Here is a 25884-nt window from a genome sequence, read left to right as displayed (position 1 = left end):
GCGTAACAAAGGAGCAGCGGGTGTGGATCATCAGAGCATCGCAGACTTTGAAGCAAATCTTGTAGAGAATATCAATCAACTTCATGAATATCTACGCACAAAGACCTTTCAGCCCTCTCCGGTAAGAGCCCACTAAAAGGCGGATGATTCCTTCGCAGTATTCGGAGAAGAGTGGGAGAAAAAATGGTAGAGTAGTATTGATCCTTTTAGCTAACTCACGCGAGACACCCGCAGTAACGTGCAGCATCAATGTAAAAACGGCCTCTTGCCGATTAATCTAACTTAGAAAGCGAAGCCAAAGCGCTTTGACACTGAGCTATTGATAAGCTATTCTACTTAACAAAAAAAAGAATAATACGTCTTAAAACATTGATAATGTTTGGGTGCTAATCAGTCCATAAGTCAAAAACGAAATCTGTGTCCACGATATCTCCGGTTTTTGCAATTTCATCTACTCTGGATACTATCTTGCCAGCGGGGAAGGTGATGCGGCCGTGTACCACAGAATGCTTTCCATTCAGCTCTGCGCTACCGATGGCTTTGATGTCCACAATTTCCAGATCATCGGTATGTTCCGGTATCTCAACCATATAGGTGGCATTGTCGTTGGACATGGGGTTTTCATCCCCCCAACCGATGTAAGAGGCGATGGCATCTGCATCTTCGGCGTTATCGATGTCTCCACCCAAACCGCCCAAGGATTCCGGCATTTTATAATATTGCAAGACTTGCGTAAGAAAGATTTGTACATCAGAGGCAGCGGCAGAGCGGTTGCTGCTGAAGTCTTGACGATTGAACATATCGATTCCGACAGCAATAGCTGCTCCCACGATGATCACGCTAAGCACGATTAATAGAATTTGTTGAGTTCCCATTATATATCCTCATTTTATTCAATGATAACAAAGTATCTGTAGCTGTATTTTTGTGTCAAGTACAATTTTGTAGATAGTAGCTTAAAGACTAAGCTGCAATAACTTGTGCAGTGTATGATCTTGCTTTGATTTCTCTGTATTTTCTGATAAAGTACCACTGAGATCGAGAATGAAAGGACGTGGAGCTATCTGATTGAAAATAAGCTAATTCTGCTGCTGATTATCAAAATGGAAAAATCAATACAGCACGGCTATCTATATATATTACAGAGTATAACGGATTCAATCAGTTGTATCTACTGGAAAATTACAGCAAAAAGCCCAAAAAAAAGCTTGACCGATTTAGGCTATTTTGCTTTTGGTAATATAGGGTATATAATCGAAAGTGGAGATTGAATGACGAAAGAATACCGATTTAAGGGATTGAATCCTGAAGGTAAGCTGGTACAGGGCACCTTTACGGCAGATAGCGGCAAGGCAGCCAAAGAGCAATTGGCAAAAGTGTCCTTACGCTACAATCTGAAGATTCAGGCTTTCGACAAAAAGCGGGATTGGCTGTACAACGTAAGCCTGCCTGGGAAAAAGAAGTTTAACGGCAGGCAATCAGCATATTCCAAAGAAGAAGTAGCAAGTGCTCTCACCAAGATGGGCTACAGCAAATTCAAGATATCTCCTGTTCTCTTCGATATTCCCTCCAAACCCTCCATGCCAGACATCATGATGTTTATAAAGCTCTCCGCCACTATGTTGCGGGACAAAATGAGCTTTGGAAAGATCTTGGAAATGCTGGCGGAAGAGCAGCCCAATCGCGGATTCCGCGAAGCTTTGCAGCAGATAGAGAGTCAATTGAAATCCGGAGCGGAAGGACGTGAAGTCTTCAGTCGCTATCAGCATATCTTTGGCAAATTTCCATCCTACATGCTGGGTTTGGCTACCCGAAGCGGTAATATGGCAGAGGTATTCGACGCCACGGCGAAATTTATCGAGCGTGATATGGAGATCAAGAAGAACGTAAAGAGTGCCATTATCTCTCCCTTTTTCGCCCTTGCCGCAACAATCGGTGCTACGGTCTATTATATTGTGGACATATTTCCCTCTACAGCGCAGATGTTTCTAAAATACGATATGCCATTACCGACTCTTACCAAGAAAACATTGGAAATCAGTGATTGGCTGGGCGTATACTGGTGGTTACTCCTGATGGCCATATTGATCCCCGCGGTGATAATTTGGCGTTGGTGGAGTACTCCAAAAGGTAAGATTTGGCGGGATAAACGCATTGTAAAGCTACCTCTGGTGGGGCACTTGATTCACAAATCTTCCATCGAAATCTATTTCCGTGTGTTTGGTACCATCTATGGGGGTGCGGGAGACAACATCGAGACCATCAAGACCAGTGCAGAGGCCTGTCGTAATGCCTGGATGGAGGATAGAGTGAAGAAGATCACTATACCCTTGATGCTAAAAGATGGTTTGGGTTTTGTAGAGGCGATGACCGCTGCTGAGGTATTTACCAAAACGACTCTCACTCGCTTGCGCACTGGTCAGGAGACCGGTACTCTGCGTCAATCTGCTCAACAGATTGCTACTTTCTACGAAGCGGAGACAACTTATAAAATGAATAATCTGATAGAATACATCCAAACTTTAGTGGGCTTGGTGATAGCAATTGCCATTACTTTCCTCACTGTGGTTTCAGCTGAGATCGCTACAATTTCACCGCCTACTTTCTAAGCAAAGGTGATAAGCTATGCAAGGTAATAAATTCGCACAATACTTGGTTCGCAACGGATACTTCGATGAAGAGACCATGAAGAAAGCTGAAGCAAAGATGGAGCAGTATGGCGGCACCTCCGCCAGTGCACTGGCAAGGGTATTGGAGATCGAATTTGGTGCAGCTCACGACACGGTGTATGAAGCCCTGTCCATTCACTATGCTTTTCCGGTGTTCAAAAAAAGTATCGAGGAGATTCCGGAAATGCAGTTGGAAGCCTGCAAGCAGGCCTTGGACAGTATGCGCCGGGGCAGTGACGAAGACTTTAAGCGTAAACTGATCTATCACAAAATAATACCCTTTGGAGTACACAAGACCAATCGCGACATCCTGCGAGTACTTACCACAGATCCTACCAACAAAGTGATCCAGGAGATCACCAGCCGTACTCAATTCCGCAGGTTGGAGATCTTTTGGGCTCCGCAAAAGACAGTGGAAGATATTATCGCCAGGGTAGCTCCACAAAAGAACGAATTTTTACAACTCCTGGAAGAAGCGGGGCAGGTGGTGAGTGATATGGTCACCCCGGAGAAAGAGGTGTTGGATGAACAAGCGCTGGATGAGGAGATCAATAAAAGCCTGCTGGTAAACCTCTTTGAAGGTTGCCTCATCGAAGCTGTGCACCGGGACGCCAGTGATATTCACATCATTCCCTTCGGGAAAAGCTCGGTGGATATATTCTTCCGCATTGATGGAAAATTACAATTGTGGATGCGGCAAGAGAATACGGCTCCAGAAGCTTTGACAGCAGTGGTGAAGGACAGATCAACCGGAGTTGACCGTTTTGAACGTGATACAGCACAGGACGGATTTGCCCAAAGAATGGTAGATGACCACCTGATCCGCTATCGTATCTCCATCCTTCCGATTGTCTCTCAGGAATATGAACGCCGTTTTGAAAGCGTGGTGATCCGCGTGATCGACGACCGTAAAGTGATCACAGACTTCCGTAAACTGGGCTTTCAGGAACAAGCAGAAAAAGAATTTTTGAAGTCCATAAATACCTCGAAAGGCATTGTGATAGTAACCGGTCCTACCGGTAGCGGAAAATCGACCACATTGATGGCAGCTCTGCATCATGTGATTCACCCCGGAGTGAATGTGCTTACTTGCGAAGACCCGGTGGAGTATGTGATTAAAGGTGCACGGCAGCTCAAGATCGGGCATAAAATGACCTTTGAACAAGCCATACGCTCCATCCTGCGTCATGACCCCGACATCGTGATGGTAGGCGAGATTCGTGACAAAATCACGGCAGAAACGGCGGTAAAGCTCGCCAATACCGGTCACCTTACCTTCAGTACTCTGCATACCAACGACGCCCCTTCCGCTATTTCCCGGATGTACAAAATGGGTATCGAGACTTTCCTGCTGGCATATTCGATCAATATCATCATCGCTCAGCGGCTGGTGCGCAAGCTCTGTGTACATTGCCGCAGACCGCTTTCCAAAGAGCATTGGGATGCTGCCTTGCAACTGGGTCTTACCCTGGAAGAACTGGAATCCGGTAAAATATATGAGCCAGTGGGCTGTCGCAAGTGTCATAATGGCTACAAAGGCCGGATAAACGTGGCTGAAGCTCTGTATTTCTACCCTGAGATAAGGCAGGAAATTGTGAAATCCGTAAATGATATCGATGAAGATCGCATCCGCAAGATCGCGGAAAAACATGGTATGCTTTCCATGCGCGACAGTGGAGTGGAGCGTATGCGGGAAGGCCTCACCGATTTAACTGAAGTGCTATTTGTAACATCAGAGGATTAGGCCCGTGAATATGATGGAAATGGTACTGGCCTTATTTGCAGTAGTGCTGTTCACTACCTTATCACTTACCTATAACCAGGCGATATGGGCTCAGACGGATTATCTGAACAATGCTACTCTGGTAGTACAGGCCTCACAGATATGCCATTCCATCCTCGACGAAGCTGATGCCAAGCTCTTTTCCAAACAACTGGATTTGAATGATCTCCTTACCGAGTACAACTATACTCATAGCCAGACTTACCCTCATTTACCCATTACTTTCAATGTAGAAGCCGCAACCGTAAATTGCGATGAATTGGGTAATGTACTTACAGTAGATGACTCTCTGAGCCTGTATAAAAAGATGACCATAACGGTCAGCGGTCACAGATATCTGCAAAGACCCTATGTAATGCATAGAATATATACCGAAACATTTATCAGGTGAATAAATGGGCGTATTGCTGGATGTACTGGGAAGCGTGATCATCGGAGCAACATTATTGTTGATGATAATGACCTTTCAGCTGCAATTGCAGGAGACTGCAGGACGTATCTATTATACCAGTTCTATGATTGATCACATGGATGCCGCCGCACGCAATGTGAACCACATATTTGCAATGGCAGGAGTGGGGATTCCTGCGGATTCTATATGCGTTTCAGCCAATTCATCCAGTATTAAGTTCCGTACTTATTGGGACTGTGATGGAGATTCACTGTCGGATGATCGACACTTGATAGAGATGAAAGTTGTAGATTATGGTTATGAATCCGGAAAAGTGCTGGAAATACGGCAAGATGGCAGCGTAATCATGCCCTTGGGTCACATTCTGTTCATAGAAAACATGACTTTGAATTATTATAATATTAATGGAGTTGCCACCACTACTTTACGGGATATAATGTCTGCGGAGATTCTGCTGACCTTTCGCCGTGATTCCCCATGGCGGCCAGCTCAACCACTTCGGTCAAATCTACAGCTAAAGTGTTTTTTTATGAATGCCTATCTGCAAGAAGGCGGATGGTAAGGAGCTGAGATATGGGACGCGCTTCATTGATGTTCGTGATATTGATGACCACAATTTTTGCTTCTATATTGGTAAGAGTGCAGAATAGCATTGGCGGAGTACCGGATGTACTTATCAGAAATCAGCTAAACAAAGAAGTTGAGAATATCAGCGACTTCGTGCTCAGAGCTGCGGTACGCAACGCCAATTCCAAGGATTTCCTGGATTCCATTCTCAGTGGAGCAGCTGTTGTTGGTGAAATCACTCACGTCCAAAGCTTTGCCCCTGGCGAAAGAAAGATCGGTAACTGTGATATCTTGAGCCTGGAATACAGCTACGCACATACCGAAGATCATTATAAGGTGAAGACCCACATCCGAGGATCCATGCAAGGAATTGAAGTGTTTCGTGATGCCGAAATGGCATTCAGCTTCCCCATGGTTACTCTGGGTAAAGTGGCCCCAAACGTGGTCTATCTGGAGTTTGAACGCTTACTGCTGTTTCCCTGGCTGTATGATCTGTTCGGCCTTAGTAACCGCCTTCTTCCTGATTCTTCGCCCAATGAATACGGGGGTCAGTTTCATGGGTTTTCATTTATTTCCCCGACTGCACCATACTATAGTGTAGATGAAATGGACGAAGACCTGGAAACATGGGGCGGAGCATACAGCAAGCGTTACTTGAAGTTTAACGGCTACAACAACTGGATAGAAGTGGAGAACAAACTCCCTGTCGATAGTGAAGACGATGAACCGCTAGACACCGATACAGAGTTTTCTCTGATGTGTTTTGCCAAGATTGATAAATCAGGAAGGGCGACATCTGTGGAATCTTCAGGCGACAAACGTAAACAACAGGGAACCTTATTATGGATACCCAGTGACGCTACAGACGCATCAATGCAGTCCAAGCCCTCCGCTGCTATCTACTTCGAAACAACAAGCACTTCAAGCCCAACCGGAAAAATGCATTTTGTCGTAACCCGAGAGGACAATGATTCTCTGATGGTATCGATAAACTATACTCGTACAGCGGAAGTATGGAAGAAAGTGTCGTTTATTGTAACTCTGGCCTATGTTATTAATCCAAATCATCCGCAATACCCCTGGGGTTCATACGGTCTTACCTATGAAACCAAAAACGAACAGAGTATTTTAACTGCTTATATCAATGGAGTAAAGGTGGGACAGAGAATTAAAGATGGAGCAGTACGGGCGCACAAAAGCAAGTATGGAATGATCTTGGGCAGGACTCCATATACTGTTTCCGAGAACGTGAAAAATCGCCACTTCTTTGGCATTATGGATCAGGCTGGAATGGATGACCGTGCTTTTACACCTACAGAAATGCTCTTATGGCATCAAGGGGTAATGAAGTCCACCCTGGTTCAGTATATTCGGGATTAGCCATGATACTATCGATGGAGAAAGGATACTTGCCCCTCGCAAATGGATTGCAGATAAAGACGGATATTAATGATAAAGCAATAGATAGATATGAAGCTCTGAGGTAATAAATGGACATGTTAGCTTTCGCAACAATGAACCCGATTCTGCTGCTGAGTACGGCGGGATCAGCCTTATATATAGCTCTTTCGCTATTGGTCATCATCCTGGGTGTGTGTGCATTACGTTATCGGCAACAAGTGCAACAAATTAAGAGAGACAAACATAAGCTTCTCGTGGAACTGAGTACATGCAAGGGGATGCAAAAGAAACTGGATGAATTGAACGCACTGATCCCGGAATTGCAGAAAATCGCAAAACTGGATCATGATGTAAATACTCCGTTATGCGTGATTACCATGTCTTTGGGCAGAGCCAAGAAGTTGGGTCAACAGACCGGAGATGATACTCTTTTGAACAATGTGAAAGACATCTCAGACGCAGTAAATCGCATCGGAGAGATAATGCAAGCTGTAAGAATATTGAAAACCCATCCTTTGATAAAAAATAAAGGGATTAATTCAACCACAGAAATAGGGCAATAATTATGAGTACTAAAAGATTATTAGTAGTAGATGATGAGCAAAACATCAGGGATATATTCCAAACCTTTTTGCAGGAAATGGGGTATAGCGTAGCTACCGCAATCGATGGTTTGGATGCCTTGGAAAAAGTAGCTATAGAAAAATTCGACCTCTATATAGTAGATATATATATGCCCAGGATGGGAGGTTTGGAATTGATCTCCCGCTTAAAAGAGATCCAGCCCAATGCGGTGATAATCGTAACTACCGGTTATTCCGGATTGGATGTGGATTTTCGTAGTATCCGCCAATCGGCTTTCATGTATCTGCCAAAGCCAATACAACCGGATGAACTGATTCGGGCAGTAGATGCCGGATTAGCTCAAACCCGGACATCTGTGGCGGAAGTGACGCTGTCTGAAGAAAAACAAGAGAGTACAGAAGAGCCGGATAAAAAACCAGAACTTCTTCTTTTGAGGGGCTTTAATACTGAGCAAGTATATAATTTTAAGAGTATTGGTACCCTAAAAGAGTATAAGAGCGGTATGCCCATTCCTATGGACAAGGAAGAAGGCTGCATGGTCGTGATAGAAAGCGGCTTTGTAAACGTGTATTACAATACGGATCTGGTGGATTCCCTGAAGGAAGGGGATGTGTGGGGTGAAGAAACCTTCATCAATCCTCAGGCTGTATTCACTACCTTGAGGGCGCATGGCGACGTAGTGGTACGTTATTTCCCCCGAAGGAAACTGATAGACTATTTTACATATAACGACAAAGCCCTCACCGATCGCTATACCATCAACCTGATCCAGTGTATGCAAGTAAAATGGAAGCGTAGCATTGTAAGACTATCTTTGATCGGACGCAATACCCCGATCGACGAGGATGTATTTGCACGATGATGAGACTCAGTTTTACCGAAGCGCTTAGCAAGGACATCCCTTCAAATTATCAGGGAGTGGAAGTATGCGAGATCATCAGTCAATGGCTGTTGCATCACTCAGAACGGGAGAATGAATGCCGGGATTTGCTAAAGTACATCTTGCGTAAAGCGCGGGAAATGGAAGCCTCCGATGTGGATTTGGGAGCTCCTGGTTGTTCAAATAAGATCTGGATGCGGGTATTTGGTAATAAAAAACCTGTGGAGGACTTGGGCGAGTTTTCCCTCATCGATACCAATACACTTATCATCAGTTGGCTGTCTCCGGCGCAACGGTCCCGACTCTTTATGCAAAAGAGCTTGGATTTCCCCTTGGCCTTCGATATCGGGGGCAACGAAGTGAGATTTCGCGGAACCGCTTTCTTTGACCGTAACGCTCTGGGTGCAAACTTCCGCAGGATCAACGACAATCTTTTGGTCATGGAACAATTGGGCATCCCGGAAGTAGTGGCAAACCGTATGAACCTGCGCTATGAAAAAACTGGCCTTGTGCTGATTACCGGCATCACCGGCAGCGGAAAATCTACCACCTTAAACGCCATCATCGATATGAATAACCGGCAGAATAACGGGCACATCGTTTCCATCGATTCCCCCATCGAGTATGTGCACCATTCCAAAAACTGTTTGGTGCGCCATCGTGAGGTCGGGGTGGATGTGCTTAGTTTTGAACACGGAGCCGTGGAAGCTCTGCGTCAGGATCCGGATATCATCGTAGTGGGGGAGATGCGCGATCCTCAAACCATAGCCACGGTTTTGGAAATAACCGATAGCGGCCACAAAGCCTTTACTACTCTACACACCAGCTCTGCCATAGATAGTGTCCACCGCATTGTGGCAGAGTTTCCCACAGATTCCCAAGAAAGAGTAAGAAACCGTCTGGCGGATGTGTTAACCGTGTGTATGAGCCAGAAACTGGTGCCTACTACGGACGGAAAGCTTACTTTGGCCAAGGAAATTCTATCGGTGGATTCCAGTGTGCAAGCTGCCATCCGAAACAAGAATATCGGCGAGATCTATCAGATGATGGTGGAAGGTAAGAAACTGGGGATGTGTACTTTGGAACAGGATTTGAAGACTTTGTATCAAAAAGGTCATATAAGCCAGCAGACAGCTCTGAACTATGCAAATAACAAGAAACGGATGCATCAACTGATGTCTGTAATATAATGAGGACTGTGTAAATGAAAAAACTACCCAAAGAAGCCTTCGGTATTTTTCAGGATGGTACAATCCTAAGGATAGTCCATTTACGTAAAGAAGGCGACAAAATCTATCTTATCAAGATGGATAGTACAGAACTGGATAGTGATTGGTATAAAGGGGAACAGGCAAAAGCCGGCAGTGCGGATGCTGAATTCATTCCCTTGGATGTCAACTTTATGGAAACCGAAAACTATGAGGTGAACGAACTGGATGAGAAGGAATCAACCGAGATGGCTGATCTTCCCCAACTGGGACGTATGGAAGTAAGCCCCAGCACTCTGCTGCTTTCCCGGTTTCCTTTAAATGAAGGCGTAATAGCGCTAAATATCCACGATCAGCACATCCTCAAAGATGTTCCGGGTAAAGTAAAAAGGGCCGATCTGCGACGCTTCAAAAAAGAAAGCCTTAGCCCGGAGCAGCGTAAGGCAGGTGCGTGGCATTCATGTGTGGTGGAAGCGGAGGAAGGTCCTCAGCATTGGCTCTATTCCGGACCAAATCTATTGTTGGATGCCATAATCAGTTATGGGCAGGAAAGCAGCACCATACTTTATTTTCAACTTGCCGATGCTAACGATGTGGTGCTTACTGAATACTATCGCCATTCTCTGGGTGACAGTCCTGAAGGCATTAATCTCTTTGTATATTTGGGCGCCGATTACCGCAAGCTTTTCATATTTCAAGACGGGAAATGGATTCAAACCCAATCAGTACACATCACTCAGGAATATCCTGATCCGGAGATCATCTATTCAAAGCTATCTCTAGCTCTGGACAGCGCTCAGATCAGAGAACCGGAGACCATCGTATTAGCAGGAGACCTGGCTAGTGCACAATTAGTGGAGTACATGAATTCCCAAAGTACTTCCACAAAGACCACTTTGCTGCATTTTCCCAATCTGGTGATTCCTACAGCTGAGGACATTGAATACAGCGAACAAGTATTGGAACCCTACAGCCTTGCTCTTGCATTAGCATATAAGGCACTCAACACTGATGATCCTGATTTCAGCCGCTGTACTTTCCTTCCCAACAAGATCACGGACAACCAAAAAGAACTGCGGGTGGTGTGGCACGGTTTTATAGTACTTAGCATGATCTTTGCCCTGGGGTTGTTTACTACTATTAATTTCATGCGCATTAAGCAGGCGGATAGAGAGGAGACCTCAAAAGGGCAAAACCTCACTTTTGCCTTGAATAAGCTGAGAGCAGAGAATGCCGTGTTGGAGAACCTAGCTGCTGAGATAGAAGAATATCGCAAGACTACCCAAGCAGTTTCTGAATTGCTGAAGGGTAAGAACAGATGGACAGAGCTGTTTCATGTTATAAACAGCACTTTCAGCTCTCATCGGGACAGCTGGATAAACAATCTGAAGCAAAACGGAGAGAAGATGAGTATCTCCGGTACTACATCCCAGCGAGAGAATGTGAGCCGCCTTGCCGGAGGTTTGCCCAACGGGAAAATCAACAGTGTTGCCAGATCCCAGATCAGGAATCATTCCGTGTGGAATTTCGAGATTGAGTTTACTCTACCTGAAGTGGACTGGGACGATATTATAAGTTCCGAATTTACTGATCAAGAAAGTGAGGTCACTACTACTTCAAACACGGGCACGGTTGTTAGGTACAAGCCTGTTTCCAGCCGCAGCACAAGCACTAACGGCAAAAACAAGGTTAAAGTGTATCGCTATGGAATCTTACCCAATATTGAACATGAATACACTCCCGGACCCATCGGCGATGAATTGGCGGGGGATGAAGAGATGAAGGCAATGTATATGCGCTTTGTGGAATCCATCGGTAAAGGCAATATGCTGGAATACCGTTTGTCAGCTCATGTGTTCTTGCAGAAGTATCCCCATAGTCAACTGGCTTCTTTGATCCGCTGGTGGGTGGCATATCGCCTGTATCTGGATCGGGAGATGGTGGCTGCCCGCAATTCTCTGCGCCCAAATCTGGTAAAGACAGACTACTATCTACCTTATAGCAAGTTACTGGACGCCAGGATTAGTTTTGCCCTTGCTGAAAGCAGTTTCAGACAAAAGTATGAGGAGCTATCTAGCCAGTATTCTTCTACATTAGCAGGTAAACAAGCAGTGATAGATATGTATAACATCGAAGCGGGGAATGCCAGATGACAAATACATCAAGGAACACCCTCGTCCTGAGTAGCCTCTTAATTATGAGCGGAATGATCGGCTTTTTTATACTTAGAAGCGCCAAGCAGGATTTGAATCAAAAGAAAGCCGCAAACGATGCAATTTCCCAAGAGGCTGCGAATTTTAGCAAGCTTGTTTCAAACAGGGATAATCTGGAAAGCGAGCATGCAAAATACCAAGCCATGGCAGGATCACACGCCAAAATACTATTCAATAGAGACAGCTCAATAATAACCTACGACTACTTGTTGAAACTGCTCAAATTGTTGGGTCGAGACATAGAGTACGATTTTGGCATGTCCGCAAAATCCGAAGGCAATTATAATGAATATGTGATCTCGGGACAAAGCCACTACATGGATCTGGTGAGATTCACGCGGCAGTTGGAGTATCAAAGGCCGGTTCTGACAGTGGAAGATATCTCAATCTCCAGTGAGTCAGCTCGTTCGGACACAGTGAATTTTTCCATGATGTTTCGCACTCACTTCAAGGAAGGTGGGCTCTCTCCTGAGGAGATCAGCTACAAAAGTGTAAGTAAACCGGTGCAAGCCTTTGACCTTTTCAGAGCCCGATACACAGAAGAGATTCAAGATTATGATGAAGATCCCCGGTTGGTGAATTTGGACAACAACACACTCATTGCGATCAGCGACAAACGAGCTTTCCTGAGGGACAACCGAGGCATCATTCGTATTTTGAAAGAGGGAGACAAGGTTCTTTGGGGGCGTTTGTACAAGATCGACAGCCGCGAGCAAATGGCTGTGTTTAAAATAAATAAATACGGTTTCGAAGAAAACCAGACACTATACATGAACAACGAAAACTGAGGCCATGATGAACAAAATAATGATTGCTACAAGCTGCCTGACTCTGATTTTCGGTGGATGGCTCTTTGCCCAAAACACAGCACAGTATATACAGGAAAAAGTAAGTATGTCCGAAATGACGCATATCAACAATGCTGTGCGAATCCTGGAGAACTTTAGTGAAGAGGAAGAAGGGAAAAAACTGATTAACCTATCTAGCTACAACGGCAACATCAATGTCCCCATACAAAATATGCAATGGCGACAAGCGCTCGAATTGATCGCATTACAGAATAAATTGGTTTTGGAAGAAGGGGTAGGTTATTTGGCTTTTAGAGACACCAAAGAATCTGTGATAGCAGCTGCAAATGCGCTGGAAGAACTGGATCCCGAAACCAAACAATTGGTGGAAGATGCTCTCACCAAACAGGTGAGGATCAAAGCAGTGGCCATGCTTGCCGACAGAAGCTATCTGAAAAATCTGGGTATCGACTGGTCAAGCGTATTTAACGGAAAAGTAACCGTGAAAGCAGGATTTGCAGGTGCTTCGCAGCTGAGTTCTCCCCTTACTTTGAGTGGTTCCGGTACTGCAGATGTGGGCGACTATAGTGTGGATATAAACACTCTAATCCGTACCATCGAGTCGAACCAGAAGGGTAGTATCCTTGCTGAACCCAGTATCCTGGTGAGCAGCGGAAAAACTGGGCGTATCCAGGTTGGTCAGGACATCTCAATAAAAACAGCCGATGAAGCGGGTAACACTTTAGATTCTTTCTTCTCTACAGGTATTATCATGGACGTAAGTCCTTTAGTTGTAGATGTGAATGGTGAAGACCTGATCATGATGAAACTCTCTATAGAGCGTTCCAGCGGGCAGCCCTCTGAGATTTCCACAGTTATCACCAAAAGCACTTCTTCCACGGAACTGATCATGTATGATAATGAAGAAACAGTGATTGCCGGGCTCTTTGACACGGATGAGGTTGTCACACGCAGTGGAATACCGATACTGAAGGATTTACCTTGGTGGTTCCTTGGAATTCGCTACCTTACTGGTTACAATTCGGTGGAACGTAAAGAACGCGAACTTATCATCACTATTAAAGCTGAGATTGTTGATTCTGCCTTGGACCGTTTACTGGAAAGCAGAGCAATGGATGCGGAAGTGCAACCGTAGAATAAAACTGAGGGCTTCATGCGAATATCATCCAGGCTGCTGTTACTATTTATAGTCATTGCGATAGTATTCACAGCATTCTTTTATCTATTTTATCACATCAAGCGTGAAGAAATGCGCTTGTATACCGAAAGCGACCACATCCAGCGTAGTCATACCATAGAAACCATCCTGGATATCAAAGCAGGAGAGCAGAAGCTGCTAGGAGAGTCCTTCTCGGTCTCAGACGGTTTGTACAACTACATAAACAACCGTGATCCAGAATGGGCTATTAAAAATCTAGATATTATCAATACCGTATTTGGCTATACTTTATTGCAGATATACGACAGCAATGGATCGAAAATCTATAGTAGTACCCTGGAAACGAATCCTGGATTTTCCGAATATACTTTGGAACCATCAGTTATCGATGATCTTCGCAATGGCGGAACAACAGGTTTTTACGACATCTTCCATCAACATACAATGTTCTGTTCCATAGCATCAATCCATCCCGGTTATGATCCTCTACGCGAGAGCAATCCAGTAGGATTTATTTTAATTGCCAGGGTCTTCGATTATCCGTATTTGAAGTACCTATCCTCCGAGTTGAACTATAATATCAGTATTACCCGGCATAATCCCGGTGAGGAGATCAGTACAGAGAGTTACGATACAAACATCATCATAGCCCTGAAGAATAATAGGAACGATACCATAGCTTGGTTGAGTTTTGGCAGTTCAAATCCATTCCTGCAGCGCTTGCGCAGCTTAGGCAACCTGATTCTGTTCGGGACGATCGGCTTCATCTTTGTATTTCTAATGATGCAGTTCTTTTTGATCCAACAATGGATCAGTCAACCCATGAGCCTAATATCCCAGAGCTTGAAGACTAATGATCCGAGCATCATCCACGATCTCAGTAAAAAGGGTAATGAGTTTGCTGATGTGGCAAACCTGATTGAGCGGTTCTTTGATCAAAAAGAAGAACTGATCAACGAAATCGAAGAGCGTGCCCGCACAGAAGCCCGCTTGCGTGAGATCGAAGAACAGACTCGAAAGATTATCCTGACTATTCCGGAATCTGTGGTAGTGACCGATCTGGACGGACATATCCTTAGCGTAAATGACGAGAGTTTGAAGATCTATAAGTTTGAAAGCGAAGCGGAGATCATCAAACGTAGTCTCAAACTGGAAGATTTGGTGATTGGCCCCGATCGTCAGCACATAAAAAGAATGTTCCAAGATCTCTACAAGGGCATCTATGTAAAGAACCAAGAACTCATATTCCGTGATAGTTTGGGCGAGAGTATCCCATGCCTGATCAGCGCATCTGTGATCTTGGACGATTACAACAAACCCGGTAAACTGGTCTTTGTTGCTCGTGATCTTACAGATATAAAAAGCTTGGAATCCCAATTGCGTCAGTCGCAAAAGATGGAGTCCATCGGGACCATGGCAGGCGGAATAGCTCACGATTTCAACAACATTATTACAATTATTGCTGGTTATATCGCTCTGTCAACTGGAAAGATAGAACACTGCGCAGAAGCTCAGCATGATCTTGATGAAGCCCTCAAAGCATGCCTTAGAGCCAAGAGCCTGATCGGCAAGATTCTCACCTTCACCCGCAAGGGCGAAACTGATGTAGGCGAGGTAGTGCTTGCCGATATCCTGGAAGATACCTTACCCATGATCCGAGCAATCATTCCGGTACAAGTCTCAATCAATACAGATATCAAGAGCCAAAGCTTTGCCCGGGTGGATGAAACGGAAATGCAGCAGGTACTGTTGAACTTGGCAACAAATGCTGTGCATGCCATGCAACCTGATGGGGGCTCTCTCAGCATTTGTCTTGATGAGGTCAGCGGTTTTGATATCTTAGGACTGGATCCCAAGGTACAGTTCGAGAGTAAATACTTACATCTGGAAGTAAGCGACACCGGAAGCGGGATTGCGCCGGAGCTAGTCTCACGCATCTTCGATCCATATTTCAGCACCAAGGCCTCCGGAGAAGGTACGGGACTGGGTCTCTCCATTGTTCATGGCATAGTAAGCGGATATCGCGGATTTATAAATGTACACAGCAACGTAGGTGAAGGCAGCACTTTCCACATTTATTTACCGGCAATTGATGCAGCAAAAGTAAAGAAGAAAGCACGCAGCACAAGGGATTACCCCTTTATTCCCGCAAAAGTACTGATAGTGGACGACGAACCGTCCCTAATAGATATCTTCTCTCAATCCTTACAGGCTGCAGGTTATCACACCGTATCCTTTACCGATTCTCAGGAAGCACTGGATGCCTATAGAGATGCTGAAGCCCCCTTTGATATCATCATAGCCGATATCAATATGCCGGTGATGGATGGTTTGAAGCTGGTTAGCAAAGCCTTGGAGCTGCGCAAGGCTCCGGTAATCCTCTATACGGGATTTATGGATCCTGCTCAACAGAAAAAAGCTGATGCTATCACACACAAAATTATCCTGAATAAACCGATAATGCCAGACGATATGATAAAAGCCGTAAGACGCTCTATGCATGAGTTTTACACAAAGCGGAACAAGGCTAAAGAAAGTGATAGTGGATAAATAGTCACACTCTGTCGGGGTAGTGTGAAAGAAATCTCTTTACACGATCTGTAGCGCGTCAATAATGTCTCACATGTCTGAGTTAGTGTTCAAAAAATACAACAGGGGTTGTCCCAAAGGGGTATATAGATGACAAAGATTCTGGTAATTGAGGACGAAGACAGCTTTCGCAGAGTACTGGTACAAATGCTCACCAAGGCTGGTTATGACGTCCGTCAGGCAGGGGATGGCAATCAAGCGTTGGAGGTATGTGCGCAGTTTTGTCCGGATTTGGTGCTTACAGACATCATCATGCCGGATAAAGAAGGTTTGGAAACCATCCAGGAGCTTCTGGAGCTTTGTCCCACGATAAGGATTGTAGCAATGAGCGGTGGAGGGAAATTTGGCCCCGATAGCTATTTACCTTTAGCAGAGAAGTTAGGCGCTAAAGCCACTTTGCAGAAACCCTTTATGCGCGAGGAAATGCTGGCGACTATTGCGCGTGTGTTAGCGGAAGATTAGAGTACATCCCGCAAAGCTCGTTGAATCCCGTCCATCCTGTTTTGATTACTAAATCGGGTGCTTATGTCCTTTGATAAGGTCACTCGATCCACTTCCTTATCCATCAATATTTTCAAGCCTTCAATCAGAGCTTTTGTACTGCGTTCCCGGATGATATGGCCATATTCTCCAATGATGGTCGGAATACCAGCGACATCCGATCCCAAGGCTTTGCATCCATATAGCATGGCTTCCATCAAAGCGTTTGGCATCCCCTCAGAGATTGATACCTGCACATATATATCGCTTTCACTCATTAACCTCAAAACTTCAGAGTGTTCCATTTTGGCATGAATCCGGAGGTTTGGCACAGCGGATAGTTTGTGTCTCGGCTCCAGAGTATCCCTCCATCTATCTTGGATGCCCACAATTATGAACTGCCAACAGGGGAAAGCCTTTGCTGCATCTATCAAAAGGTCGTAGCCTTTGTTGTAAAAATCCTCCAATCGTGGGGTACTGCCAACGCTAAGTATCTGCTGTTGCCTGACCAGATTGATTGTGCTGGGCGCGCTACCGGTGATGCTGTTGTACACAGTAACGGCTCGAGTCTTTAGCTCCGGGATCAGCTTGAATACTCCTTCGGGATGCCCGCTGCTATTATAATAGTAGTTGTTAGAACTTAACAGTGCTTCATGATTGGCAATTATCAAGTCACAGTGTTTCAAGGCATAAATCGCACAAAATCTGCGCAGAGCATGGTGATATACTCCATAAGCATACTCAGGATAGTGTACTGCATCATATCCGCCGATAAAAATTACTGCTTTGCGCTGAAACACTTTCGCAGCCAAGACCATCACAAATGCATGATAATCCGCAAACCAGCACAAACACAGCTTGGCGCTAGAATGACGTAGTATTTTAGTGACGATACTCCATAAATGCAACAAATAAGTCCATTTACCTTTGCTCTGATGCAAGCATATGCTATGAACGGGCATTATGCTCATCAGGATATCCTCATCCACTTGTATGAAGGGACTATGGTTGGGATAAAAGAATAGCGCCTTCACTTCCTGCCTCGTTTTAGAATACCAGAGATAATACTACGACCCAGCTCCAGGTCGTAAGGTTTTATTACTCTTAGGATGCGGGCAATCCCGTAGTAGAGCAACATATAGATCGTGCCACCAAGGGTCATGCGCAAGAATGAATTGGGGATTAAGCCCGATACAGGGACTACAACAAACACAGGAAGTAATGCAGCGCAGAGGTTCGTAAGTATGCTCTGAAGCGGAAACATATCCAGTAGCTTCAATCCCATACAATATCGCATCTGAAACAGATATACAAGCACGATAAACCAGGATACTATCACGGTGGCAATAGCTGCTCCCACCATGCCGAAGGTTCTGATCAAGATATAATTCAAAATCACATTCAGGATCAGCATGATCAAGGAATCTAACATTACCAGTTTCGTCTTGCCCAAAGCCTGAAAGACGAGACCATAGGTTGCAACACGTAAGGGTAGAATCAGGAGATATACTTTAAAATAGAGCGCAGAAGAAACATAAATGGCTCCGTAGATAACGAACATGAATTCCGTTGCAAAAATAAAGAATACGGTAGCCAGAGGAAACACTATGATGCTGTTTTTGCGCACTGAAGCGCTAAAGATGGCTGCCATATCTGCTTTGCTACTGGAACTCATGTTTGGTAACAAGACGGCATTGACGGAGTTTATCAAGATGCCGATAAGCGGTAATTCCAAAGCTCCCAAAGAAAACACCGCAAACTCCTCTGGCTTGAAGAATCCCGAGATCATCAATTTGTCCAATTGTACGCTCAGAACCCCCACCAGCAAGGAAAGTCCCAAAGGTATGGTGTAAGCCAGTTGCTCTTTGAATCCGGCGTAGTTTTGCAGTGACCATCCCGCCTTGAGGCTGCGCAAGCCCCATTCTGCCCATAACCACTGCAGTAACGCAGATACAATCAACGCTGCTACTATATAGCGCATATCTCGAAAAATGAGTGCGCTTCCCAATACAAGGACAAAGTCGCAGCTAATGGCAAAGATCGAAAATGTAGCAGACTTCAACGGTTGTTTTAGCCCTAGCAGGATGGAACTATACATCTGTGTAACGAAGAGCAAGAGCGGATAGATGCTGTAGGGAATCAATAGATACTGCAAATCCGGATTGTTGAAGCTGTGGGCGATGAAAGAACGGGAACAGAAGATGATCAAAGCGCATAAAACAGCCAGAAATGACACCACATGCAAGGTTCTGGAGATCAGTCTCTTTGTTTTTTCGGGATCATCGGATTTGGGTATATAATATAATAGGCTTTGCGGAAAGCCCAACAGCAGAATACCGGACAGAGTGCCATAGATCAGAAACAGCTGCCGATAGGTTCCCAAATCTGCAGGGCTCAAGATTCTGGCGAGGGCAATTCCGATTAGAGTCTTGATTGAAAAGCGGACAAAATCTGCCAGGGTCAGCAATCCGGCTTGCCGGGATAAATCACTCATACAACGAAGATCCCAGAGTTACAGGGATGTAGTATTTAGTTTCATCGCCCTCTCTAAACGCAGTGAAAAAATAATTCCCGGCCACTACAGTGTCCACTCCGTTTGGTTTCCCATTCCAAAAGATCTGATGAGGGCCTTTCAAAAGATACTGCTCTTTGCTGTAGATAGTCTTCATATCTTTATTACACAAGCCCCAGGTCCATCGTCCGCCAAGGGGAACTTCCAAAGATATCACATACGATCCAGCCAGTGCTTCAAATCTGGCGTCCACGGCTTTCTTATTTGGATCCAGCGCAGAAGCAAGCTGTACCTCTGGTACTATTACTTCTTCTTTTACTTCTGCATCTTCGAGAGGAGGGTAGGCCAGATTAGCCAGGCTTATCAAGGCATTGTTCTTCTTTATCCCTTCATAGCTAAACAAGGCAATTCCCGCAAATTCGCCATCCCGAATCAGAGCGATACGTTTGTTTATGTGAGTAATGTTGTAGCGAGGGCTATCCAAGGGCATCAACGACCCTCCGTTGGCATTCCAGGCTCTCAGCCCAATAATCAGTTTCTCCTCATATCCTCTCTGTTTCATATCTGTCAATTGATCTCTAAAGTCGCCATAATCTAAGGTATAAGCCATAGGGTAGATTCTGTCTATGATACCCTTATCCAACCAGTCATACCAATCCTGAGCATATGCTATTCTGGCATCGTATATGGTTGAAAACACTGCAGCACTAAGTATTATCTTGGGATTGATACTCTTTATGCGGTGATAACATTTGCTCACAAAATCGCTGATCTGACGTGTACGCCATTCATTCCAGCTTAGTACCTCTCCTTGCTTCTTGGCTTGTTCGTACCTGGCTACAGATCTGGGATGATAACCCCACTTGGAGCTGGGATAGCGTATATAGTCCAGATGAAGTCCGTCAAGATCGGGATATCCCGCCACGATGTCGCTAAAAACATTCAGTAGATAGTCCTGAACCTCTGGGACACCGGGATCTATAAAATAGCCAAATTGCTCGGAGCTGCGCATCGGATTTCCTTGTGCATCGTGCGTAAACCAATGCCGATAGTTTTGATACATATAGTTTTCCGCAACGAGTTCCTGCTTCAAGGGAGTGGCATTGAACACTATTACCCAAGCCTGAACCTTCAAATGATGGGCATGAGCTTGCCTTATGATGTACTCCAGGGGGTCAAAACCGTCATCTTCCAGGATGTAGCTGCGAGGTTCCGGATTAAAGTACCTATATCCAGTCCTATTGGGAGTATAAAGTGCGTCTGAGCGGTAGCGAACTTCCACCAGTAGTTCATTTTGATGGTTTTGTACAGCATCATCGATAAGCTCGTCTATTGCCTCCGGGCTTTTTATATCCCAAGGTAAAACCCATAATGACCGCAGTTCAGCAGATAATGCCGTGAGAGCTGTCAGAATCAATATCAGTATCTCCAATCGTTTCATTTATCTTTACTAACCTCTACTTGAGTTGATCCATCGGAAAGCTGGAGCTTCAGAACATCTCCTGTGTTCAGTTCCCTTATACTTCGCACCAAGTGATTGTCCTTCATCGCCAATGCCCAGCCTTTTTGCAGCATATTGTCCGGCGAAAGCTGAGCCAGCAATCCAGCTTTAGCTTTTAGCTCCATCGTATGTTGAGCGAGAATGTTGTGTCCCAACACACGCAGCTGACCAGCCAGATTATTCAGATTGTCCTGTCCACGGTCGATCTTTCCTTTTAACCTCGCATCAGCGCTGTTGAATAACCTCTGTTGCGCATTATGGAGAGCAATTTGCGGTTCACGGATGAAGTGCCTGATGTTCTTTAGCGCCATATCAGCCATGTCTAAGCGTTGCTGATAATCTTGCCACAAGCGTTGAGGATGATAGCGGGAGAGCTTCAGTGTAAGCTCGCTTAGTTGTTGAAGGCTCTGCCCCAGATTGTGCTTTATACTTAAAGCCAAACGCTGTTGCATTGATGATAGGTAGGAGATCAGATCATCCTTGTTCGGTACGGCTATCTCAGCAGCCGCAGAAGGTGTGGGTGCTCTGAGATCGGCTACAAAATCGCTAATACTAAAGTCAATTTCGTGCCCTACAGCCGATATAATTGGTATCTTGGATACAAATATTGCTCGCGCTAGATCTTCATCATTGAAGCAAAATAGATCCTCTTGCGAACCACCGCCCCGGGTGATAATGATGAGATCGACATTAGCAGCGGTATTGAAGTACTCAATACCTCTGATCAATGTTGCGGGAGCATCTTTTCCCTGCACCAAAGCTGGGTAAACGAGGGCTTCTACTGGATAACGCCGTTTCAGGATGTTTCCAATATCTTGTAAAGCCGCTCCGGTAGGAGATGTAACGATTCCGATCCGCTCCGGGTAGGGGGGCAGTTTCTTCTTGCTTGTCGCGTCAAACAAACCTTCGGCATTTAGTTTCTTTTTTAAAGCTTCGATGCGCGCTTGCATCTCTCCGATCCCGGCAGGAACCATGGAGCTTACATTGAGGTTGTAGCTACCGCTTTTTTCGTATAGAGTAATCTTGCCAAAACAGATCACGCTCTGTCCATCACTTGGCTTGAAGTTGATATTGTAGTTGGCGTTCTTGAAAAAAGTGCAGCGTAAAGTGGCATACTCATCTTTGAGATTGAAGTAAATATGTCCCGAACTGTGATGCACAAAGTTCGATATCTCGCCCTTTACATACAAGGGTTCTATGCTGCTTTCGATCACTTGCCGAATGTGGCGGGAAATCTCAAATACGCTGAAAACTTGAATATTATCCATAAGGAAGCAGTAAATGACCATCTGCTTTTTTTGTCAACAAGCTTCGATGGATACTGAACTTGAGGACAGCTCCATTATGGATGATCGTTATATTGGCATCCAGTCAATCGTAATACCTATCATCCCCTCTGCTTTGTCCAAAGCTGAAGCAGATATCATCCCGTTATCATCGAGTGACCACTCCTTTATAACACGATGATATCTGGATCAAATCTCGATAATGTCAAGAGGCTGGATAGGGAGATCAGTTCAGGATCAATGTGTTCAGATCCAGTTTCGGCACATGATGTCGGTCTTGCTCATCTCTCCAATACTCGATGTTACCGTCGGGTCCGATGCTATCGATCACTACTTCTTCGTCAGGAACTCCCAAGGCTATCACCAGTACAATTTCCCATTTATTGGGAATTGCTAGCACTTCATGAACCTTGTCTCTGTCAACAGCAGCAATCATACACCCGCCAATACCAAGTTCCGTGGCCCCCAGCAACATGCTCTGACAGGCTATTCCTGTATCGATATAGCAGAATGTTGAACAGGATACTGGAGCCAGGACTACTATGTAGGCGGCAGGGCGCTCGCCATCAGCGGGACCGTCCCAGTCTTTCAAATAGTTGGCCCATTTCAAGCACTTGAACAGACCTTCGTGGGGATTGTCCACCAGCCAGTAACGCAGGTTCTGCAAGTTTGCCGCACTTGCAGAAACCCGTGCCAGATCAACTAGATCCCTCAAAGTCTGTTTGCTGATGGGAGTATGCTGTTTAAACCGTCTGAAACTTCTGTTGCGAACTACTAGCTGGTGTATCATACTCCACCTCCAATATTTATTCTACATAAATGATAAGCGGCATGCATCGCCTGGAAAAGGCAAGATAGGTCTGAAAAGCACGTAAGGGACGGTGAACTGTTGAAATAATTCCACAGTCTTCCAGTCACAATTTACTAGCAAAGAATATTGATTCCTGCTCGTACTACTCCTGCCCGGATTCTGGTGTGCGGCTCCAGCATACAGAGTTTTCCGGTATTCTCCCTGAAGTATTTTTCTTGTTGTGGCACTAATGCGATATCGCCAAACCCCTGGATCAATACCAAACTGGCAGGTATGTGTTCATCACCTGTATTGATTACTCCCTGTTCTGCACCCAGATATTCGCAAAGATCAGCTTCATCCATAGATGGGCAAATGATCCCGACGGAAAGCTGTGAAAGGCGCTTTAGATCGGCAAATGTAGGTTTGAAGCCCAAAACTGCTATGCAGTTTTCTGGTAGTGGATCCTGTGAAACGTCCGGCACCCAGAACAGGTTACCATGTACGGTTTTTCCCCAGCCGATAGCAGCGGACAAACGGATGGCATTATATGAAAGGCGTAATGCACGGTCTTGCTCTACTCGGCTCACTATTCCCGATACATTGGCATGGTAGCTGGTAGCTTTGTAATTATATTGAATGGTCATTACTCCTGTTTTAGCATCAAAATCGATGATTTGTCCCGTGCTGGGACTTGGTACAATCTTCACATGATCGGGTTTGATATAGCGAGCCACAGTATCACCTTCATAGACGAACTCACCGACATTCTTTACGAGGTATCGTTTCGCCTTTTTAGGGGCTACACCCAGCTTGTCTGCAATCATAATTTCAATGGGCTTTCTGCTATACTTCTGAATCTCGGACAACACGATCAGACCGCTCTTGTAATCGATGAATTCCACTTTCCCGCGCACTGGGGAATGGTGAGCCTGGCGCATATCATACTCCGGCAAGGGACGGCGCAATTCATCAGAGAAGTATATTTCGTCCCCGATCTTCACACAGATAGCTCTTTGGAATATCTCTTCCGGAACCTTGGCATTGGATAAATTTGTATTAACTACAAACAGGCGGGGAGGATTATAGAGGTTTTGGGCGACAATTTCATCAGGTACTACCTTTTCACCGCATTTCTTTAGGATATCTCCATTGTAGGGTAGTTCCACATCATACCAGAATTGATCTCGAATGGGATCGGCATCATTCTTAAAGACGTGTGGTGCAGCATCTTCGGTATACAACTCAAGCAGATAATCCATGATCGGATCGAAGCCATCACGCTCCAGTCTGGTGTCGATAATTATCGGTAGGTCGCTGGTGATGCTTTGCTCCTTACTGGCTCCGTCTATCATGCATTTCTTTAAAGCTTTGAATAGCATTTTACGCCCGGTTTGAGCCGGAAGAAGCACAAGATTATCTGAAAGTACTAAATGCGATTTGCCATCATACTCTACGTTCAGCACCGGGATACTCTTCTTTTCCGGGAAAATTGGACGTACATAAATGGCAAGGCTCGACAGACATTCTTTGAACAATAGATCGCGGCTGAGACTTTTATCCACCGTGGAGAAAACTCCCAAATGCGGGCTAATAAAGTGTTTATCAATAGCCAGTTCTGTGATTCCAACGGGGAATACTCCACCAATCAGAATATCCAGGCATTGATTTGGATTTTGGGCATGGGCAAATACTCCACCTGCTCCGATAATCAGTCCGATGTCGCTGGGATAAAAGTAGAATGATTCTTCGTTTGCAATATAATTGAATTTGGCTTCATACTTGTCCTTTCCGTTGGATTTCATGGCATCCAGAAAGCCCAGTTTCTCTTGATTGTAATGCATGTTCTCGTGTTGAGTAACAGCCAATCGTAATGCGCATTTGGCCAAGGCGTGTTCGATGCGGTATTCATTGGTACTCCCGGGATTGCTGGTAGGGTACAAGCTTTTATTGCCCACATAGTTCCTCAGTTCACGCTCGGAGATATTGTCTGGCAGTAGCCTGCGCACAGTCTCCACCTCACTTTCCTTCATCACATTCAGGGCACTGTAACTCATACCCAGGTTTGCGCTTACAGTTCGTTGAAAATGAGTGTCTATACGGGTAAAGACATCAGTGGTAGCACCTCCGATGTCAAAGAGTATCAAGTTCTTTACCTTTGCATTATCCAGTTCTAAAAGGATTTGCAATACTCCTGAGGGAGTAGGTAAAATCGGAGCGTGAACAATATCTTTAATCTCGGTATATCCGGGAGCTCGTTCCATCACGGTTTCCATGAATAGCTCCTGTATCTTGTCCCGGCTAGGCTTCAGGTTCTCTTGTTGTAAACTGGGTCGCAGATTGGGTAGAATATGCAGGTCAAAATCCTGCGAAATCATCATCCGGATCATGTCGGCAGCATCGCTGTTACCAGCGTAGATTGTCGGGATTTTTACACTGGTGCTGAATTTCGGCATGGGTTTTGCAATGCGGAGGATTTCCGCCAAGCGTAGCACAGAACTGATCGCACCTCCATCTGTCCCTCCGGAGATAAGGATCATATCCGGACGCAAATCTCGCATTGCCATCATTTGCTCTATGGTACTGCGCCGGTCGTTGATGGCAAATACGTCCAGAATGATGCCTCCGGCTCCGTAAGCCGCTCGTTTTGCACTACTGGCACTATCAAAGAGAGTAAGGCCGATTACCAGGATCTGTAATCCCCCTCCGGCACTGCTTGTGCTCAGATATCGTATGTTTGGTACGAAACTGAAGTGCTTGTCTCTGGAAACATCTGAAAGCAGCGATATACCGCTTTGCCTTTCAACCTTCCTGATGGCTTCGATGATGCCAATCTTAACGTCATTATGCGGGGCTTCCACTGTGGTATCTGCATGCTCTACTGCCAAAAGCCTAGCTTTCACGCAATCGATCAGGATGGCCTTGGTGGTAGTGGAACCGATATCGGTGATCACAGCGTAATCGCATTGCTTCATGAAGCTATCCTCCTCAATTTGAAAATTTTGCAGGTACCATGCTAGTCTTTATAAACTCACTAATC

The 25884-nt window shown here is 45.2% G+C and carries 20 protein-coding genes; 13 read left to right on the top strand and 7 right to left on the bottom strand.

What is annotated here, in order from left to right; genetic code table 11:
• Positions 1–386: 386 nt before the first annotated feature.
• Positions 387–875 carry a hypothetical protein gene (locus PHF32_05155; GenBank protein ID MDD4560116.1) on the bottom strand — a complete coding sequence of 163 codons (489 nt, stop codon included), beginning with the start codon at positions 873–875 and terminating at the stop codon, positions 387–389.
• A 396-nt stretch (positions 876–1271) separates the two neighbouring features.
• On the opposite strand from PHF32_05155, the gene PHF32_05150 reads away from it, so the two are divergent.
• The 13 genes from PHF32_05150 to PHF32_05090 all read left to right on the top strand — a co-directional run bounded on the left by PHF32_05150 (position 1272) and on the right by PHF32_05090 (position 16737).
• Positions 1272–2609, top strand: a complete 1338-nt coding sequence (locus tag PHF32_05150) for a type II secretion system F family protein (GenBank protein MDD4560115.1) — start codon at positions 1272–1274, stop codon at positions 2607–2609.
• Between the two features lie 16 nt (positions 2610–2625).
• Positions 2626–4413 (top strand): GspE/PulE family protein, encoded by a 1788-nt coding sequence (locus PHF32_05145; protein ID MDD4560114.1) that lies wholly within the window; start codon positions 2626–2628, stop codon positions 4411–4413.
• A 10-nt stretch (positions 4414–4423) separates the two neighbouring features.
• Entirely contained in the window at positions 4424–4843 is a 420-nt protein-coding gene (locus tag PHF32_05140) for a hypothetical protein (GenBank protein MDD4560113.1), read from the top strand.
• A 4-nt stretch (positions 4844–4847) separates the two neighbouring features.
• Positions 4848–5426 carry a hypothetical protein gene (locus PHF32_05135; GenBank protein MDD4560112.1) on the top strand — a complete coding sequence of 193 codons (579 nt, stop codon included), beginning with the start codon at positions 4848–4850 and terminating at the stop codon, positions 5424–5426.
• An 11-nt stretch (positions 5427–5437) separates the two neighbouring features.
• Positions 5438–6811: a hypothetical protein gene (locus tag PHF32_05130; protein MDD4560111.1), complete on the top strand. Its 1374-nt coding sequence runs from the start codon at positions 5438–5440 to the stop codon at positions 6809–6811.
• A gap of 134 nt (positions 6812–6945) precedes the next feature.
• Positions 6946–7395 (top strand): hypothetical protein, encoded by a 450-nt coding sequence (locus PHF32_05125; GenBank protein MDD4560110.1) that lies wholly within the window; start codon positions 6946–6948, stop codon positions 7393–7395.
• Positions 7396–7397: 2 nt separating this feature from the next.
• The gene (locus PHF32_05120) at positions 7398–8279 is read left to right on the top strand and encodes a response regulator (GenBank protein MDD4560109.1); all 882 of its coding nucleotides are present in this window, start codon (positions 7398–7400) and stop codon (positions 8277–8279) included.
• Entirely contained in the window at positions 8276–9487 is a 1212-nt protein-coding gene (locus tag PHF32_05115; GenBank protein ID MDD4560108.1) for a PilT/PilU family type 4a pilus ATPase, read from the top strand. Before PHF32_05120 ends, PHF32_05115 begins: the two co-directional genes overlap by 4 nt.
• A gap of 14 nt (positions 9488–9501) precedes the next feature.
• Positions 9502–11658 (top strand): hypothetical protein, encoded by a 2157-nt coding sequence (locus tag PHF32_05110; protein MDD4560107.1) that lies wholly within the window; start codon positions 9502–9504, stop codon positions 11656–11658.
• A 44-nt stretch (positions 11659–11702) separates the two neighbouring features.
• On the top strand, positions 11703–12506 hold the full coding sequence (locus PHF32_05105; GenBank protein ID MDD4560106.1) for a hypothetical protein: 804 nt from the start codon (positions 11703–11705) through the stop codon (positions 12504–12506).
• A 7-nt stretch (positions 12507–12513) separates the two neighbouring features.
• Complete coding sequence (locus PHF32_05100; protein ID MDD4560105.1) at positions 12514–13662, top strand: type II and III secretion system protein; 1149 nt, start codon at positions 12514–12516, stop codon at positions 13660–13662.
• Positions 13663–13680: 18 nt separating this feature from the next.
• Positions 13681–16236 carry an ATP-binding protein gene (locus PHF32_05095; GenBank protein ID MDD4560104.1) on the top strand — a complete coding sequence of 852 codons (2556 nt, stop codon included), beginning with the start codon at positions 13681–13683 and terminating at the stop codon, positions 16234–16236.
• Positions 16237–16365: 129 nt separating this feature from the next.
• Positions 16366–16737: a response regulator gene (locus PHF32_05090; protein MDD4560103.1), complete on the top strand. Its 372-nt coding sequence runs from the start codon at positions 16366–16368 to the stop codon at positions 16735–16737.
• On the opposite strand, the gene PHF32_05085 is transcribed toward PHF32_05090, so the two are convergent.
• From PHF32_05085 to PHF32_05060, 6 genes are all read right to left on the bottom strand, one after another.
• Positions 16734–17789, bottom strand: a complete 1056-nt coding sequence (locus tag PHF32_05085) for a glycosyltransferase family 4 protein (GenBank protein ID MDD4560102.1) — start codon at positions 17787–17789, stop codon at positions 16734–16736. The genes PHF32_05090 and PHF32_05085 overlap by 4 nt on opposite strands.
• Positions 17786–19249, bottom strand: a complete 1464-nt coding sequence (locus PHF32_05080) for an oligosaccharide flippase family protein (protein MDD4560101.1) — start codon at positions 19247–19249, stop codon at positions 17786–17788. Before PHF32_05080 ends, PHF32_05085 begins: the two co-directional genes overlap by 4 nt.
• Positions 19242–20708, bottom strand: coding sequence for a family 10 glycosylhydrolase (locus PHF32_05075; protein ID MDD4560100.1), 1467 nt, complete (start codon positions 20706–20708; stop codon positions 19242–19244). Before PHF32_05075 ends, PHF32_05080 begins: the two co-directional genes overlap by 8 nt.
• On the bottom strand, positions 20705–22036 hold the full coding sequence (xseA, locus tag PHF32_05070; protein ID MDD4560099.1) for an exodeoxyribonuclease VII large subunit: 1332 nt from the start codon (positions 22034–22036) through the stop codon (positions 20705–20707). Before xseA ends, PHF32_05075 begins: the two co-directional genes overlap by 4 nt.
• A 244-nt stretch (positions 22037–22280) precedes the next feature.
• Positions 22281–22844, bottom strand: a complete 564-nt coding sequence (locus PHF32_05065; GenBank protein ID MDD4560098.1) for a nitroreductase family protein — start codon at positions 22842–22844, stop codon at positions 22281–22283.
• A gap of 134 nt (positions 22845–22978) precedes the next feature.
• Entirely contained in the window at positions 22979–25819 is a 2841-nt protein-coding gene (locus PHF32_05060; protein MDD4560097.1) for a glutamate mutase L, read from the bottom strand.
• Positions 25820–25884: the final 65 nt, after the last annotated feature.

This window comes from Candidatus Cloacimonadota bacterium (assembly GCA_028706475.1).
GTDB lineage: Bacteria > Cloacimonadota > Cloacimonadia > Cloacimonadales > Cloacimonadaceae > UBA5456.
This window is presented reverse-complemented; position numbering and strand designations above follow the sequence as displayed.

Excerpts from the sequence above, each read along its gene's own strand:
- PHF32_05155 (MDD4560116.1), bottom strand. The coding sequence starts at position 875 with ATGGGAACTCAACAAATTCTATTAATCGTGCTTAGCGTGATCATCGTG.
- PHF32_05150 (MDD4560115.1), top strand. The coding sequence starts at position 1,272 with ATGACGAAAGAATACCGATTTAAGGGATTGAATCCTGAAGGTAAGCTG.
- PHF32_05145 (MDD4560114.1), top strand. The coding sequence starts at position 2,626 with ATGCAAGGTAATAAATTCGCACAATACTTGGTTCGCAACGGATACTTC.
- PHF32_05140 (MDD4560113.1), top strand. The coding sequence starts at position 4,424 with ATGATGGAAATGGTACTGGCCTTATTTGCAGTAGTGCTGTTCACTACC.
- PHF32_05135 (MDD4560112.1), top strand. The coding sequence starts at position 4,848 with ATGGGCGTATTGCTGGATGTACTGGGAAGCGTGATCATCGGAGCAACA.
- PHF32_05130 (MDD4560111.1), top strand. The coding sequence starts at position 5,438 with ATGGGACGCGCTTCATTGATGTTCGTGATATTGATGACCACAATTTTT.
- PHF32_05125 (MDD4560110.1), top strand. The coding sequence starts at position 6,946 with ATGAACCCGATTCTGCTGCTGAGTACGGCGGGATCAGCCTTATATATA.
- PHF32_05120 (MDD4560109.1), top strand. The coding sequence starts at position 7,398 with ATGAGTACTAAAAGATTATTAGTAGTAGATGATGAGCAAAACATCAGG.
- PHF32_05115 (MDD4560108.1), top strand. The coding sequence starts at position 8,276 with ATGATGAGACTCAGTTTTACCGAAGCGCTTAGCAAGGACATCCCTTCA.
- PHF32_05110 (MDD4560107.1), top strand. The coding sequence starts at position 9,502 with ATGAAAAAACTACCCAAAGAAGCCTTCGGTATTTTTCAGGATGGTACA.
- PHF32_05105 (MDD4560106.1), top strand. The coding sequence starts at position 11,703 with ATGAGCGGAATGATCGGCTTTTTTATACTTAGAAGCGCCAAGCAGGAT.
- PHF32_05100 (MDD4560105.1), top strand. The coding sequence starts at position 12,514 with ATGAACAAAATAATGATTGCTACAAGCTGCCTGACTCTGATTTTCGGT.
- PHF32_05095 (MDD4560104.1), top strand. The coding sequence starts at position 13,681 with ATGCGAATATCATCCAGGCTGCTGTTACTATTTATAGTCATTGCGATA.
- PHF32_05090 (MDD4560103.1), top strand. The coding sequence starts at position 16,366 with ATGACAAAGATTCTGGTAATTGAGGACGAAGACAGCTTTCGCAGAGTA.
- PHF32_05080 (MDD4560101.1), bottom strand. The coding sequence starts at position 19,249 with ATGAGTGATTTATCCCGGCAAGCCGGATTGCTGACCCTGGCAGATTTT.
- PHF32_05075 (MDD4560100.1), bottom strand. The coding sequence starts at position 20,708 with ATGAAACGATTGGAGATACTGATATTGATTCTGACAGCTCTCACGGCA.
- xseA (MDD4560099.1), bottom strand. The coding sequence starts at position 22,036 with ATGGATAATATTCAAGTTTTCAGCGTATTTGAGATTTCCCGCCACATT.
- PHF32_05065 (MDD4560098.1), bottom strand. The coding sequence starts at position 22,844 with ATGATACACCAGCTAGTAGTTCGCAACAGAAGTTTCAGACGGTTTAAA.
- PHF32_05060 (MDD4560097.1), bottom strand. The coding sequence starts at position 25,819 with ATGAAGCAATGCGATTACGCTGTGATCACCGATATCGGTTCCACTACC.